The sequence below is a fragment of the Pseudomonas helleri genome (genome assembly GCF_045830615.1).
GTDB classification, from domain to species: Bacteria; Pseudomonadota; Gammaproteobacteria; order Pseudomonadales; family Pseudomonadaceae; genus Aquipseudomonas; species Aquipseudomonas helleri.
The window spans coordinates 5,075,932-5,091,897 of the sequence record NZ_CP174501.1; the positions used below are offsets into that span (position 1 = coordinate 5,075,932).

General features: G+C 60.3%; 11 protein-coding genes. 2 read left to right on the plus strand and 9 right to left on the minus strand.

Going from position 1 to position 15,966, the window contains the following annotated elements:
• Window positions 1-72 precede the first annotated feature (72 nt).
• Window positions 73-399 carry a YceK/YidQ family lipoprotein gene (locus tag ACJJU9_RS22850; protein WP_048385198.1) on the minus strand — a complete coding sequence of 109 codons (327 nt, stop codon included), beginning with the start codon at window positions 397-399 and terminating at the stop codon, window positions 73-75.
• Between the two features lie 175 nt (window positions 400-574).
• On the opposite strand from ACJJU9_RS22850, the gene ACJJU9_RS22855 reads away from it, so the two are divergent.
• Window positions 575-2,653 carry a TonB-dependent receptor family protein gene (locus tag ACJJU9_RS22855; RefSeq protein WP_407729593.1) on the plus strand — a complete coding sequence of 693 codons (2,079 nt, stop codon included), beginning with the start codon at window positions 575-577 and terminating at the stop codon, window positions 2,651-2,653.
• Window positions 2,654-2,842: 189 nt separating this feature from the next.
• Here ACJJU9_RS22855 and ACJJU9_RS22860 read toward each other — a convergent pair whose 3' ends face one another.
• The 8 genes from ACJJU9_RS22860 to glnE form a co-directional block, all read right to left on the minus strand.
• Window positions 2,843-4,282 (minus strand): lipopolysaccharide kinase InaA family protein, encoded by a 1,440-nt coding sequence (locus ACJJU9_RS22860; RefSeq protein WP_407729594.1) that lies wholly within the window; start codon window positions 4,280-4,282, stop codon window positions 2,843-2,845.
• Window positions 4,282-5,034, minus strand: a complete 753-nt coding sequence (locus tag ACJJU9_RS22865) for a lipopolysaccharide kinase InaA family protein (RefSeq protein WP_407729595.1) — start codon at window positions 5,032-5,034, stop codon at window positions 4,282-4,284. The genes ACJJU9_RS22860 and ACJJU9_RS22865 overlap by 1 nt, the downstream gene beginning before the upstream one ends.
• Window positions 5,031-5,765, minus strand: a complete 735-nt coding sequence (locus ACJJU9_RS22870) for a lipopolysaccharide kinase InaA family protein (protein ID WP_048366649.1) — start codon at window positions 5,763-5,765, stop codon at window positions 5,031-5,033. Before ACJJU9_RS22870 ends, ACJJU9_RS22865 begins: the two co-directional genes overlap by 4 nt.
• Entirely contained in the window at window positions 5,765-6,571 is an 807-nt protein-coding gene (gene rfaP, locus ACJJU9_RS22875) for a lipopolysaccharide core heptose(I) kinase RfaP (RefSeq protein ID WP_048385192.1), read from the minus strand. The genes ACJJU9_RS22870 and rfaP overlap by 1 nt, the downstream gene beginning before the upstream one ends.
• Window positions 6,571-7,692, minus strand: coding sequence for a glycosyltransferase family 4 protein (locus tag ACJJU9_RS22880; RefSeq protein ID WP_048366651.1), 1,122 nt, complete (start codon window positions 7,690-7,692; stop codon window positions 6,571-6,573). The genes rfaP and ACJJU9_RS22880 overlap by 1 nt, the downstream gene beginning before the upstream one ends.
• Entirely contained in the window at window positions 7,692-8,753 is a 1,062-nt protein-coding gene (waaC, locus tag ACJJU9_RS22885; protein WP_407729596.1) for a lipopolysaccharide heptosyltransferase I, read from the minus strand. The genes ACJJU9_RS22880 and waaC overlap by 1 nt, the downstream gene beginning before the upstream one ends.
• Entirely contained in the window at window positions 8,754-9,788 is a 1,035-nt protein-coding gene (gene waaF / locus ACJJU9_RS22890; protein WP_048366653.1) for a lipopolysaccharide heptosyltransferase II, read from the minus strand.
• A gap of 194 nt (window positions 9,789-9,982) precedes the next feature.
• The gene (glnE, locus tag ACJJU9_RS22895; RefSeq protein WP_407729597.1) at window positions 9,983-12,925 is read right to left on the minus strand and encodes a bifunctional [glutamate--ammonia ligase]-adenylyl-L-tyrosine phosphorylase/[glutamate--ammonia-ligase] adenylyltransferase; all 2,943 of its coding nucleotides are present in this window, start codon (window positions 12,923-12,925) and stop codon (window positions 9,983-9,985) included.
• 384 nt (window positions 12,926-13,309) lie between these two features.
• On the opposite strand from glnE, the gene aceE reads away from it, so the two are divergent.
• Window positions 13,310-15,955, plus strand: coding sequence for a pyruvate dehydrogenase (acetyl-transferring), homodimeric type (gene aceE / locus ACJJU9_RS22900; RefSeq protein WP_153334851.1), 2,646 nt, complete (start codon window positions 13,310-13,312; stop codon window positions 15,953-15,955).
• Window positions 15,956-15,966: the final 11 nt, after the last annotated feature.

The following is a 15,966-nucleotide window of genomic DNA, read 5'->3' on the forward strand; positions in this document are numbered from 1 at the left end:
AAGGGCGGGATTATAGCGTAAAGCGCACGGGAATGACCCAGCGCTATTTGCCACGCCCTGGCGCCCGCCTGCCTACCTCAACAAGAGACTGCCCTCGCGGCTTTGCTGAAAAATCGTATAGGGCAACGCAACCGTGTCGACCACCGCACAGGCCAGCACATCAAAAAAGAAAATCGGCACAAACCCGCTGGGCACACCGCTGGTGGTGTTGGGCGGCGCATTCAGTACGCACAAATCAAAAGCTACGCCACTGTAGACACGGGTCACCGAGTCACAGTAACTGCGCTGCTTTTTAAGGTCCCGACGGATGCTCTCATCACTGCCGAGCAAGGTCTTGACGGACCCACACCCCAACAAAAGGCAAGGCACGACACACAGCAGCACGAATTTGCAGGCCATCGCATTGGCTCCTGAAGAATGGCCTCGCAACCTAGCACCCGGCTGCGGCTAATCGCAGGTGATGGCTTCCTAAGTTTTCGTATGAAGCCTCTTACACCGCTAAACTACCCGCCCTCTGCTAGCCTGATACCCGTCGCCCAGACGGGTCGCGTCACACGGAACCCCGATACCGCCCATGAATTTTTTTGCTCCTGCCCGCTTTGCCCTGTTGCTCCCGGGGCTTTGCCTCGCCCCCGCCAGCTTCGCCGAAACCCTGGAATTGGACCCCAGCGTCATTACCGGTTCGCGCAGTGCCAGCCCCAGTTTTGACCTGCCCTACTCGGTCGACAGCATCAACCAGCAGCAGATCAGCGAGGGTCAATTGGACATCAATGCCTCAGAAGTGCTGTCCCGCGTGCCGGGGCTGGTGGTGCAAAACCGGCAGAATTACGCGCAGGACCTGCAAATCTCGTCCCGTGGGTTTGGTGCACGCTCGGCGTTTGGCGTGCGCGGCATCAAGCTGATAGCCGACGGCATCCCGGCCAGCACCCCGGACGGTCAGGGCCAGGCCGCGACGTTTAACCTCGACACCGCCGAGCGCATCGAAGTGTTGCGCGGCCCGGCGGCCACGCTGTACGGCAGCAATGCGGGCGGGGTGATTCAAATGTTCTCCCGCGATGGCGAAGGGCCGCCGCGCATCGGCGCCGAAACCCTGGTGGGCAGCGACGGCATGAGCAAAAACCACCTCACGGCCGAAGGCGCGACAGACGACGTAGGCTTTGTGCTCGACGCATCGCGCATGGACACCGACGGCTACCGCGACCACAGCGCCGCCCGCCGCGACCAGACCTTTGCCAAGCTCAACTTAAAACCTGACGAAGACAGCAAACTGGCGCTGATTTACAGCAGCCTTGAGCAAAACGGCACCCAAGACCCGCTGGGCCAAACCTGGGCAGCCTACAAAGCCGACCCACGCTCGGTGACACCGGCGGCACTGACCTACAACACCCGTAAAAGCATCGACCACCAACAAGTGGGCCTGAACTACGAGCGCTACTTCGGCGATGCCACCTTGCAGGTCAATGCCTACAACGGCACCCGCAGCGTGATCCAGTACCTGGCGATTCCCAAAGGCACGCCCGGCAACAGCCAGGGCGGCGGCGTGGTGCAATTCGACCGCAAGTTCTATGGCGGCAGCCTGCGCTGGCTGCAACCGGTGCACAGCGTGCCCGGCGACCTGACCCTGATTGGCGGGCTGGACTACGACCAGAGCCGGGACAGCCGCCACGGCTACCAAAACTTTGTGGGCGACCAACTGGGCGTGAAAGGCGCGCTGGTGCGCGACGAAATCGACACCGCCCGCAGCCTCGACCCGTACGTGCAGGCCAACTGGGCCATCGACAACTGGACCGTCCAGGCCGGGCTGCGCTACAGCACCATGGAACTGGACGTGCATGATCAATTTTTGAGCAACGGCGACGACAGCGGCACCAAGCGCTACGAAAAAGCCACGCCCTCGATGAGTGTGATGTACGCCTTTACCCCGGAGCTGCATGGTTATGTCAGCGCGGGCAAAGGCTTCGAGACACCGACTCAGGCGGAATTGGCCTACTCCCCAAGCGGCAATGGCTTCAACTTTGGCCTCAAACCGTCTGAAAGCACGCAGTACGAAATGGGCTTGAAAGCTCAACTCGCCAACACGCGCATCAATGCCGCCATCTTCCAGATCACCACCTCCGACGAACTGGTGGTGCTGAGCAATACCGGCGGGCGCACCACCTACCAGAACGCGGGCCGTACCCTGCGTCGCGGCTTCGAGCTGGGGGTCGAAAGCCAGCTTGCCGACGACTGGACCACCACCCTGGCCTACACGCGGCTGCAAGCCACCTATGACCGCGACTTCACCAGCCCCAAAGGCCTCATTGATAAAGGCAACGACCTGCCGGGCGTGCCGCAGACCACTTTGTTTGCCGAAGTGAACTGGAAACCCGCCGACTGGGTCAGCACCGCCATCGAAGGCATGTACCGCAGCAAGGTCTACGTCGAAGACACCAACACGCAAAAAGCCGCACCGGCCTACAGCGTGTTCAACTGGCGCGCGAAGTTTGAGCAAAAGGTTGATCACTGGACCTTCCACCAGACCTTGCGTCTGGACAACCTGCTGGACCGCCAATACGTGGGCTCAGTGATCGTTGCCGACGGCAACAACCGCTTCTACGAAGCCGCACCGGGCCGCTCGTGGTACGCCGGCGCCGGGGCGCAATACAGCTTCTAAGTCGCACCAAACACCTTGTAGGAGCGAGCTTGCCTCGCGATCTTTTGATCTTGATCTAAGAGCCCCCTCACCCTAGCCCTCTCCCGAAGGAGAGGGAACCGATTGGGGGATGCTGTCGATTATCGGTGGCCTGTTTGCTGCGCGACAGCGCGGCGTCGAAGACGGGACAGCAGCGCCCACAGAGTTGGGTTACACCACTTTGGGCAAGCGCTCATCAATCACGTGATGCAACGCGCTGCTCGCCGGCCAGTTACGCATAAAGCGCGCGCGGTCGCGGGCGTAGGCCGTGGCGAAGCTGCCTGGCGATGAGTGCTGGCACATGGAGTCCAGGTCAATCAAGGCCCAGCGCCCGTCTGCCCAGAACACGTTATGGCCTTTAAGGTCGCCGTGGCTGATGCGCTCGCGAATCAGGTCGGCAAACAACTGGTCCAGCGCCTGCAATTCAGCTTCAGGGGCGTCGCCGCTGTCTTGATAGGGCGCAAAACGCTCGATGATGTCCGGGCCGGACAGGTACTCGGTGACCAGATACGCCTTGCCACGCAACCACAAAAAGCGGGTTTCCAGCAGCGCCAGCGGCTTGGGCGTGGCAATGCCGAGAAACAGCAGCCGATTGCCTTCCTGCCATGAATGCCATGCCCGGCTCGGGCGCCAGAAGCGTTTAAGCCAGTGGGCAAAGCCTTTGATGTTGTAGCGCTTGACCACCAGGCTGCGGCCCGCCACCTCAACCTTGCCCACGCTGGCCGCGCCGCCGGTTTTGTATAGGTGGCCCTGGTCGAGCAGCGCATCGGCCTTGGCCACTACGGGCAACATCGCCGCTTCTTCTTCGCGGGCAAATGCGCGCAAGGCAAACGCCCCGCTCTGCACGCTGAACAAGGTGCAGTCGCGGCCCACTTTGTTCATGAAGTCGTTGAGGCGCCAGGCGCGGACTTTTTCGACCTGCTTGAGCAGCGCCTCCAGTGGCAAGGCGTGTTCGCCGTTGCTCAGCAGGTAATGCACCAGCAGTTCTTCAATAAACGGCTCAAGGCTTTTCGGCAGTTGAGCGAAGAACACCCCAAGGTTTTCCAGCACTTTTTGCCGTGACAGCGGCTTGCCCGCCTCTTCGACGCAAATACCCGCGCCGTCGATCAAATACAGTTTGCCGTTGCAGCGCAGCAGGTTGTCCAGGTGCAGGTCTTCTTGCCACAGGCCCTTGAGGTGCATCTGCCCGATCGCTTCCAGCGCCTCGGCCAGCACCGCCTGTTGCTCGTCGGCCAACACCGGCAACGCCGCAACTGCATTCCAGGCATCGCCCAGGCTTTGCGCACCCTCAAGAAACTCAAACAGCAGCCAGCCGCCCTCGCCTTCTTGCAGACCGTCGGCCAGCAGTTGCGGCGTGGTCAGGCCTTGCTCTGCCAAGAGGCGCACGCCAGTCAGCTCACGCTGAAAGTTACGCGCCGCCTTGCTGCCGACCATTAATTTGGCCAGTACGGTACGCCCGCGCCACACCCCGGCACCCACGTAGCGCTGCCCCGGCAACACCCGCAGCAGGCTCAGCAGCTGCAATTGCGCAGGCCCGGCGGCGTCAGCCAGTTCAATGCTCAGCGGCAACGACGGCGTGCGCCCGGCCTTTTGCAATTCGGACAAGCGCATCAGCGGCTCTCCTTGTGGCTGCGACGAACATTCAAACGCTCAAACCAGGCATCGACCAAACCGCTCTCGACCGGCTGCTCAAGGTACGCCGCAAGCAGCGTGCGCACGTCATCGGCGTTCCAGACCTGAGCCCGGCGCAACAACGGTTCGATGTCTTTGACCCGGTCACGCTGACCCAGCAGCAAGGGCCGGGTCTTTTCCAGGTCGATCAACTGGGCGCGATAGCCCTCGCCGTCTGCCTGCAAAAAAATGTGTTTAGGGTAGAAACAGCCATGCACCTGACGCGCAGCGTGCAGTTGACGCGCCAACTGACCGCAGGTGCGCAAGATAGCTTGCTGCTGCCCGTGGGTCAGTTGCGGCCAGTGTTCGAGCAGGTAATCGAGGTCGTTCCAGCCGTCCAGCGCGCGGGTCATCAGAATGGCCCGACGCTCGCCAGCGACTTTACGCTCACCAAAAAACACCGCTTCTAGCGCCGGAATGCCCAACTGCTGGTAACGCTGAATATTGCGAAATTCGCGGGCAAAGCTCGGCTCGCCCAACGGGCTGTGCAAGGTACGGGTCAGGTAATTGCTCTGGCGCTTGAGGTAAAAGCCCTGGCCTTCGAGGTCCATGCGAAACACCGTGCTCCAGCCGCCACGGCTGGTATTGGGCTCATCGACCGCGTCCAGTTGCAGGTTCCACAGGGCATCGAAATCTGCCAATCCATTGCGTTCCAGCAAACCCCGTTCGGCTCCTGCCAAAAAATCAGTCATTCCCGGCCCTCAAAAAAACGCACGATATGGCGGACCCGCTCTTTGTCCGCCGCGTTGAGTGTGGTGCGCCCGGTGTATTGGAAATAAAAGCGCAAACGCTGAGTGGCTGTCAGGTGGTACTTGGCCACTTTGTCGAGGCACGCCAGGTCTTTGGTGATCCGGTACTTGAGCCAGAAACCGCGCCAGAAGTCGCCGTTGGGGCAGTCGATCAAGTACAGGCGCGCCTGATCGTCGATCAGCAGGTTGCGCCACTTCAAATCGTTATGGGTAAAGCGATGGTCGTGCATGGTTTTGGTGTAGCGCGCCAGTTGGCGGCTGACGCCGTCGACCCAGGCACGGTCCTTGAGCAGCGGGTCGTTGTTGTCCGCCAGCTCCGACAAATCGCGGGTGTTGGGCAGTTCGCGGGTAATCATCGCGCCACGGGCGTAGGCAAAGCCTTTGCGTTCCAGACCCCAAGCCACCACCTCGGCGGTCGGGATGCCCCACTTGGCAAAACGCTTGAGGTTCTGCCATTCGGACTTCACTCGCGGGCGGCCCAGATAGCGACGCAACCCTTTGCCCGCGCCGGTGTAGCGCTTGACGTAGTAATTGACGCCATCACGCTCGACGCGGATCACTTGCGACAACGGATCGCGGGTCAGGTGCTCGCCTTGCAGGGCAAACACGGCATCGAGACTGCCAAAATCATGTGCCAACGCGCGGTAAGCGGGTTCCAGAGTCCAACCCGCCATTACAGTGCATCTCCATAGCGCACTTTGCGCTCGTAGAGTTTTTGCGCCTTGCCTTCGAGCCAGGCCAGCAAACGCGCTTCTTCGCGCAGGATCTGGCGCAGCGGCATCTGGAAGTAACCGCGCAAAAAGCGCAGCTTGTCGCGTTGGGTCAGGCCAATGTCCAGCGCCGAAAAGTACAGCGCGGCCAGGTCTTTGTTGCGCCAGCGACGGCTGATCACGGCGCGGGTCTGGGCACGGTGCAGGTCGATGAGCGACAGGCGCAGGTTGTCGGCAGTCACCGGTGTGTCGGTGTGCAGCAAGAAGTGGCAGATGTAGCAATCGCGGTGGTTAACGCCCGCACGGTGCATCATGCCGGTCATGCGCGCCACTTCGGCGATCAGCGCACGTTTAAGCTTGGGCTGCGGCGGCTGCTTGAGCCAATTAAGGCTGAAGTCTTCAAGGCTGACGGTCGGCGCCAGCTCTTCGGTGATGATGAACGAGTGCTGCTGGGCCGGGTTACTGCCCTTTTCGCCATAGGCCACAGCGGTCATGGTCGGCACACCGACTTCGTGCAAACGCTTGATCGCCCGCCATTCCTGGCCGGCACCGAGCACCGGCAGTTTGGCGGTGAGCAGGTTTTTGAACACTTCACCCCAACCAATGCCACGGTGGATCTTCACAAAGTAACCGCGCCCGTCGACTTCCGTACGCAAGGTACGGCGGCCGTCCAGTTCGCGGTAAACCTCACCGCTCAACTGCTCGACTTCGGTGAACGCATCGCGCCCATCCCACAAGCGTTTGAAAGGTTCGGCAAGTATCAGTTTCATCAGTGTTGCTCCGCCAGAATCACATCCGCAGCATGCTGCGGCATGCTATAGAGGTCGGCCGTCTGCGCGTAGGCCAGGCCATTTTGGCTCCAGGCCGCGCGCGCAGCATCGTCGGACAACATGTGGGTCAGATAATCATTGAGTTGCGTCTGTTCGAACGGTTCGTCCAGCACCAGGCCCGCATCGGCGTCGCTGATGTAATGGGCATAGCCACACACCGCGCTGACCAATACCGGCAAACCCGCCACCAAGGCTTCAAGCAGAACGGTGCCGGTGTTTTCGTTGTAGGCCGGGTGAATCAGCACGTCAGCGCCCAGCAGAAAGCGCGGGATGTCGCTGCGCCCCTTGAGAAACTGCACGTGCTCGCCCAGCCCCAACGTGGCGCTTTGCAATTGAAAGACCTTGGGGTCGTCCTGACCGATCACCAACAGTTTGGTGCGCTTTTTAAGCTCGGACGGCAACGCCGCGAGGGCTTTGAGGCTGCGGTCGACGCCTTTGGTCTTGAACCCCGAGCCGATTTGCACCAGCAACAGGTCGTCGTCGGCCAGGTTGAATTCGCGGCGGAACTCGGCGCGAATCTCAGCCGCATTCGGCGGCGCACGACGGTCCAGCGCAATGCCCGGCGGCAGCAAATGAAAACGCTGCAACGGGGTGTCGTAGTGTTTAATGAACAGCGGCTGCTGGACTTCAGAAATCATCAGGATTTCAGTCTTGGCGTTCTTGTCGAACACCGCACGCTCGTATTCAGCAAAGTGCTTGTAGCGCTTGAAGAAGCGGTAGAACGAGTGGCGCAGGTTTTGCGCCTTGTCTTCAAAGCAGCCGTCGGCGGCGTAGTACACGTCCAGGCCGGGCATTTTATTGAAGCCAATCAGGCGGTCGACCGGGCGTTTGGCCAGATCGGCCTGCATCCAGGCGAGCATTTTTTCGTTACGGGTGTGGTTGTGGAACGCCTTGACCGGCGCCACCAGCACTTCGAAGCCGGGCGGGATATCGCCTTCCCAGATCATCGTGTACACACGGATCTGGTGCCCACGCTTCTGGCACTCCAGCGCAATGCGCATGAAATCGCGTTGCAGCCCGCCAAACGGGAAGTATTTGTACAGCACAAAAGCCAGTTGCATCAGCGCAGTTCCTCAGCCAGTAACAACGTGCTTAATCGACTTGCGACACGCTCAGGGTTCAGACGAGTGAAGCACAACGGCCACTCGTTTTTCAGATCAAACCGCTGCTGGTCCTGTGCAGTCGGCTGGTAAGTGCATTTTTTCTGCAGGCACGGCGCACACGGGAAATCGCTGGCCAGGTGGATCTGCACCTTGCCGTACGCGCCCGTGAGCCCGGGGTTGGTGGGGCCAAACAGGGAAATGGTCGGCACATCCAGTGCCGCCGCCAAATGCCCCAGCCCGGTGTCCACCGCCACGCATGCGCTGGCGTTAGCCAGCACTTTGGCCACGCCTGCGAGGTTCAGCTTGGGCAGGACCACGGCGTTTTTAAGACCGCTGGCAATGCGTTCAGCACGGGCCTTTTCAGCGGGATTACCCCACGGCAAGCGCACTTCGAGGCCCAAATGGCCCATGCGCATCGTCAAATCGCGCCAGTAGGTTTCGGGCCAGTGTTTGGTGTCCCACGTGGTGCCATGCAAGAACACTGCATAAGGTTTGCTGCGCGGTAATTCAACCAGGCGCTCAACATCGAGGCCGTAATCGCCCAGCCCTTTGGGCAGGTCATAGCCCAGCGCGACGGCAAACAATTGGCGCAAACGCTCGACCGCATGCTGCCCACGGGCCACGGCCAGGCGGCGCTGATAAAAATGGCTGGCCAGCGGCTCACGGGCGGAGTGTTTGTCCAGCCCGGCCACCGGCGCCTTGACGTAGCGGGTCAAAAAAGCACTTTTGACCAGCCCTTGGGCGTCGATCACCAGATCATATTTTTCGGCGCGCAGGGCGTGCTTGAAGCGCTTCCACTCGCCGCTCTTGAGGGTTTCCCAGATATTTTTGCGCCAGCGGCGGATCGCCACCGGAATCACTTTGCCCACGGCCGGGTGCCAAGTCGGGATTTCGGCAAAGCCTTCTTCCACCACCCAGTCAAAGGTGATGCCCGGAATGGCACGGGCCGCATCGGTCAGCGCCGGCAAGGCATGAATCACATCCCCAAGGGATGAGGTTTTCACCAACAGAACACGCACCTAGTTGACCTCGACCGGGGTGACCTGCAGGCGTTGCAAGGCTTCAATCACCGGCGCCGGCATCAGTTCGCGCAAGCAGTTGTAGTGGCCGAAACGGCATGTGCGCTCAAAGCACGGGCTGCATTCCAGGCCCAGGCGCACCACTTCAACCTGGTCGGCCAACGGCGGGGTAAAGCCCGGCGAGGTCGAACCGTACACCGCCACCAGCGGGCGATTGAGCGCCGCGGCCACGTGCATCAGCCCGGAATCATTGGACACCACGGCGTCTGCGCACGACAGCAGGTCAATGGCTTCGGCCAGTGAGGTTTCACCGCTGAGGTTGACGGACTCTTCGCGAAGGCCCGGAATCAACCGGGCGCGGATGTCTTCACCGACGCTGTGATCGTTTTTCGAGCCAAACAGCCACACTTGCCAGCCTTCGCGGATCTTTTGCTCGGCCACTTTGGCGTAATGCTCGGACGGCCAACGCTTGGACTCGCCAAACTCGGCGCCGGGGCACAGCGCCAGCACCGGACGGTCCAGTTCCAGACCGAACTTGCTCAGGGCGGCCTCGCGGCTTTGCGGCTCGATTTGCAGATCTGGGCGCGGGTACGGCTTGGGCAGGTCGGCGCCCGGTTCATAGGCCAGCGCCATAAAGCGCTCGATCATTAACGGGTAGCGTTCTTTGTCCAGCGTGCGCACATCATTGAGCAGCCCGTAACGGAATTCGCCGCGCCAGCCGGTGCGCTTGGCAATACCGGCGAAAAACGGCACCAGCGCCGACTTCAACGAGTTAGGCAGCAAAATGGCCTGATCGTATTGGCCCTTGAGGGACTTGCCGATCTTGCGTCGCGTGGCCAGTTCCAGCGCGCCATGGCCGAGCGGAAAGCTCAAGGCCTTGCGAACTTCAGGCATGCGCTCAAGGATGGGCCGGCTCCACTCAGGGGCCAGCACATCGATTTCGCACTGTGGGTGGCGCTTTTTCAGGCACTGGAACAGTGTCTGCGCCATCACCATGTCACCGACCCAGCTGGGCCCAACGATCAAAATATTCATAAGTTTCCATAAACAAGCAAGGGAGGCAGTGGCCTGATGCTCGTCAGCCAGAACACTCAACTGTAGGAGCGAGCTTGCCTCGCGATCTTTTAAAGATCAAAAGATCGCGAGGCAAGCTCGCTCCTACAAAGACCGCGTTCACGTTACTGACGGCTTCAGACGCTTGCCTCCCCGCTGTAATTGCTAGCCGTAGCTTAGCTCAAGCCCAGTTGCGCCCATATACGCCGAACATCTCGTCGCGCTTCCACCAATTGGTCGCCACTGACCACCCCGGCTTCCTTTTGCAAGGCCTGGCGGTGAGCAACGGCGCGGAAGGCTTTGTACGCCTCACGCAACAGGCTGGCATCGCTGGCGGGCATCAGCCCGGCCTGTTCCAGCCCTTCAAGAATGCGGATGTTATCGGTATAGCGCAGCAGTTCCGGGTGTTCCCTGGACCACGCCAGGGCCGCGTATTGCACCATAAATTCAATATCGACGATACCTCCGGCGTCCTGCTTGAGGTCGAACGGCACCGTGGCCTCGAAGGCATTCTCCCCCGTCCCGGCAGCGGTCAGCCGGGTGCCCAGGTTGTCGCGCATTTTGGCGCGCATCTCGCTGACCTCCTGACGCAGCTTCGGCAAGTCACGCTCGCGGCCCAACACTTGCGCGCGCACGGCTTCAAAGGCCGCGCCGACCTGCTTGCAGCCCACCAGCACCCGCGCCCGCACCAGCGCCTGATGCTCCCAGGTCCAGGCTTCGTTCTGTTGATAGCGCTCAAACGCTCCGAGCGAGCTGACCAACAACCCGGAAGCGCCTGACGGACGCAGGCGCATATCGACTTCATAGAGCTGGCCGGAGTTGGTTTGCGCGGTGAGCAAATGGATGATCCGCTGGCCCAGCCGGGTGAAGAATTGCGCGCTGTCGATGGGCTTGGCACCGTCGGTTTCGGCGTTGGGGTCGCCGTCATGGATAAACACCAGGTCCAGGTCCGAGCCGTGGCCAAGCTCGATACCGCCAACTTTGCCGTAGCCCACAATAATAAAGCCGGGGTCGCACAGGCTGCCGTCCGCCCGCTGCGGCGTGCCGTACTTGGCCACCGTTTGGCGCCAGGCCAGGGCCAGCACTTGTTCCAGAATCGCCTCGGCCAGCCAGGTCAGGTAATCGCTGACCTTCATCAGCGGCAAGCTGCCGGCGATTTCTGAGGCCGCCACCCGCAGGCGGTGCGCCAGTTTGAAGTTACGCAGCGCTTCCATCTGCTGTTCAAGGTCGTCCTCGGGGATGCGCGTGAGTCGCTCGCGCAACTCGGCGGCCAACTCGGGTGCCAACGGTGGCTTGAACAGGCGCCCTTCGTTGAGCAACTCATCAAGCAACAGCGGGAAGCGGGTGATTTGCTCGGCAATCCACGGGCTGGCCGCGCACAAGGTCAGCAGGCGGCGCAGCGCGTCCGGGTTTTCGGTCAGCAACACCAGATACGCCGAACGGCGGGCCACAGCCTCAACCAGTGGCAACACACGCTCCAGCACCAGGTCCGGGTTGGCATGCTCCACCGCCTGCGCCAGCAAACGCGGGATAAACGCATCCAGACGCTCACGCCCCAAACGCTGCATGGCGCGCAACTGCGGGCTGGAGCGCAGGTTGGCCAGTTGTTTCAAGGCTTTGGGCGCATCGACAAACCCGGCTTCTTCTAGTTGAGCACAGGCTGCTGCGTCATCCTGGACTTCTTCCCACAACGGCAACCACTCGCCGCCGACGATCAGTTCGCCTTCGTCGAGGTCTTCTTCCTCGTCCGGGTCGGCAATCACCTGACGGAAATGCCAGTCGATACGCCCGCGCCACGCCATCAGTTGTTCATGGAACTGCGCCCAGGTGTCAAAGCCCATCATAAAGGCGATGCGCGCCTGATCCTGTTCGCCGTCCGGGAGCATTTGCGTCTGGCGGTCAGCAATGGCCTGGATCGCGTGCTCGGTGTAACGCAAAAATTCATAACCTTCGCGCAACTCATTGACCACCGCAGCCGGCAAGTAGCCTTGCCCCTCAAGGATGCTCAGCACTTTAAGCAGCGGCCGCTGTTGCAGGCTGAGGTCGCGCCCGCCGTGGATCAACTGGAACGCCTGGGCAATAAACTCGACTTCACGAATGCCGCCCGCGCCCAGCTTGATGTTGTCGGCCATGCCTTTGCGCCGTACTTCTTGCTGGATCAACTGCTTCATGGTGCGCAGCGCTTCGATGGCCGAGAAGTCCAAGTAACGCCGATAGACAAATGGGCGCAGCATCTCCAGCAACTGCGCGCCAGCCACTTGGTCACCGGCCACCACCCGCGCCTTGATCATCGCGTAACGTTCCCAGTCGCGGCCCTGGTCCTGGTAATACTGCTCCAGCGCGTTAAAGCTCAGCACCAGCGCGCCCGACGAGCCGTACGGGCGCAGGCGCATGTCAACGCGGAACACAAACCCGTCGACGGTCATCGGGTCCAGCGCCTTGATCAAGCGCTGACCCAGGCGAATAAAGAACTCCTGGTTGTCCAGCGGGCGCTTGGCGCCAACAGTTTCGCCGCCCTCGGGGTAGGCGAAAATCAGGTCGATGTCCGATGACAGGTTAAGCTCCACGGCGCCAAGCTTGCCCATGCCCAAAATCACCATCGGTTGCGGCTCGCCGCTGCGGTGCCCGATGGGCGTACCGAACTGCTGGCAATGGCGCTCATACAGCCAGCGGTAGGCTTGATCGATGCTCGCATCGGCCATGTCCGACAAATCGCGACAGGTTTCTATGAGGTCGGCCTGGCGGGTCAAATCACGCCAGATAATCCGCACTTGCTGGCGCGTGCGCTGGCGGCGCAGGGCGCGACCCAGCTCTTCGTCGGTTTGCGCCTGCTGGGCGGCTTCGGCAATCTGCCCGCACAACTCGCCGGGGGCAAAGCTGCGGTCCAGTTCACCCCAGCTCACCAGTTCCAGCAACATCAAAGGGTCACGTAACACCTGTTCAATAAAGAAGTCGCTCGCCGCACTCACCCGGGCAAAGTCTGACCAGCGTTCAGACGACCATTCGTCGAGTCCCTGTTCGCCTTCCAGACCGGCCACGGCACTGCGCCAGGACTGCTCGGCGCGGCTGGCAAGGGGCAATAAAAGGGAGGGGATTGCGGCAAGCGAGGGAAGGCTCATGGTCTATCCTTGATCGGCGATGGTATTGCCGAGTACGGTGACTGGAAGAAACAGCGGTTAAACCCGACTGTCGAACAAAGGTTATAAATAGCTTAAAAACGTGATTCTTTAGCAAAAAAACATTGTCACAACGGCCAAATACCAAACACAGAACCAACAATATCGATTTATCGCACAACCCAACAGGTGACCTTCGAAGGCTTCCCTGTAGTTTTACTACTGAGTCAAACACTCGAAAGGCTGAAATGAGCAACGATTTGTAGTAAAACTACACGACGCCGGAATCAACCTTCCGGTCATCCAAGAATTTATGTCGTCTGCCCACAAGGCCAGTCGCAAACTCAGGCAACCGATTCTGGAAGCCTTTCCGCCCTGGAGCAAGCCATGCAAGACCTCGATCCCGTCGAAACCCAGGAATGGCTGGACGCCCTGGAATCGGTTCTCGACAAAGAAGGCGAAGACCGTGCTCACTATCTGATGACCCGTATGGGTGAGCTCGCTACTCGCACCGGTTCGCAACTCCCGTACGCCATCACGACTCCATACCGCAACACGATTCCTGTTACCCACGAAGCACGCATGCCTGGCGACCTGTTCATGGAACGCCGCATTCGCTCGCTGGTACGCTGGAACGCCATGGCTATGGTTATGCGCACGAACTTGAAAGATTCTGACCTGGGCGGTCATATCTCCAGCTTCGCTTCCAGCGCAACCCTGTATGACATCGGCTTCAACTACTTCTTCCAGGCCCCGACCGAAGAACACGGCGGCGACCTGATCTACTTCCAGGGTCACACCTCGCCAGGCGTTTACGCCCGTGCGTTCATGGAAGGTCGCATCAGCGAAGATCAAATGAACAACTTCCGCCAGGAAGTCGACGGTCAGGGCCTGTCGTCCTATCCGCACCCTTGGCTGATGCCTGATTTCTGGCAGTTCCCGACGGTATCCATGGGCCTTGGCCCGATCCAGGCGATCTACCAGGCGCGTTTCATGAAGTACCTGGAATCGCGTGGCTACATCCCTGCTGGCAAGCAAAAAGTCTGGTGTTTCCTGGGCGACGGCGAGTGTGACGAGCCGGAATCCCTGGGCGCCATCTCTCTGGCTGGCCGCGAAAACCTCGACAACCTGATCTTCGTCATCAACTGCAACCTGCAGCGCCTCGACGGCCCGGTTCGCGGCAACGGCAAGATCATCCAGGAACTCGAAGGCGTGTTCCGCGGTGCTCAGTGGAACGTGACCAAAGTCATCTGGGGCCGTTTCTGGGACCCGCTGCTGGCCAAAGACGTCGACGGCATCCTGCAACGTCGCATGGACGAAGTCATCGACGGCGAGTACCAGAACTACAAAGCCAAAGACGGCGCGTTCGTACGTGAACACTTCTTCAACACGCCTGAACTCAAGGCGATGGTTGCTGACTTGTCCGACGACGAGATCTGGAAACTCAACCGTGGCGGCCACGACCCGTACAAGGTCTACGCGGCGTACCACGAAGCGGTCAACCACAAAGACCAGCCAACCGTTATCCTGGCCAAAACCATCAAGGGTTACGGCACTGGCGCTGGCGAAGCGAAAAACACGGCGCACAACACCAAGAAAGTCGATGTCGACAGCCTGAAGTTGTTCCGTGACCGTTTCGACATCCCGGTCAAAGACGAAGACATCGAGTCCCTGCCATTCTTCAAACCGGAAGAAGGCAGCGCCGAAGCCCGCTACCTGAGCGAGCGCCGCACGGCACTGGGCGGTTTCGTGCCTCAGCGTCGCGCCAAGAGCCTGAGCATTCCGACCCCGCCACTGGACACCCTCAAGGCCATCCTTGACGGTTCCGGCGACCGTGAAATTTCCACCACCATGGCGTTCGTGCGCATCCTGGCACAGCTGGTGAAGGACAAGGACATCGGCCAGCGCATCGTCCCGATCATCCCGGACGAAGCCCGTACCTTCGGTATGGAAGGCATGTTCCGTCAGTTGGGCATCTACTCCTCCGTCGGCCAGCTCTACGAGCCAGTCGATAAAGACCAGGTGATGTTCTACAAGGAAGACAAAAAGGGCCAGATCCTCGAAGAAGGCATCAACGAAGCAGGCGCCATGAGCTCCTTCATCGCGGCCGGTACTTCGTACTCGAACCACAACCAGCCAATGCTGCCGTTCTACATCTTCTACTCGATGTTCGGCTTCCAGCGTATTGGCGACCTGGCCTGGGCCGCTGGCGACAGCCGCACCCGTGGCTTCCTGATCGGCGGCACCGCCGGGCGTACCACGCTCAACGGTGAAGGCCTGCAACACGAAGACGGTCACAGCCACATCCTGGCCGCGACCATCCCGAACTGCCGCACCTATGACCCAACCTACGGCTATGAGCTGGCGGTGATCATTCAGGACGGCATGAAGAAGATGACCGAAGAGCAACAGGACGTCTTCTACTACATCACCGTGATGAACGAGTCTTACCAGCAACCTGCCATGCCGGCCGGTGTTGAAGAAGGCATCGTCAAAGGGATGTACCTGCTGGAAGAAGACACCAAGGAAGCGGCTCACCACGTACAACTGATGGGCTCCGGCACCATCCTGCGTGAAGTGCGTGAAGCGGCGAAAATCCTGCGTGAAGAGTTCAACGTCGGCGCTGACGTGTGGAGCGTTACCAGCTTCAACGAACTGCGTCGCGACGGCCTGGCCGTTGAGCGTCACAACCGTCTGCACCCTGGCCAGAAGCCACAGCGCACCTTCGTTGAAGAGTGCCTGACTGGCCGTAAAGGTCCGGTCATTGCTTCTACCGACTACATGAAGCTGTTCGCTGAGCAGATTCGTCAGTGGGTACCGGTCAAGGAATTCAAAGTGCTGGGCACTGACGGTTTCGGCCGCAGCGACAGCCGCAAAAAACTGCGTCACTTCTTTGAAGTAGACCGTCACTTCGTGGTGTTGGCAGCCCTGGAAGCCCTGGCTGACCGTGGTGAAATCGAACCTAAGGTGATTGCAGACGCTATCGTCAAGTTCGGTATCAACCCGGAAAAACGCAACCCACTGGACTGCTGAGGAGAATTTTT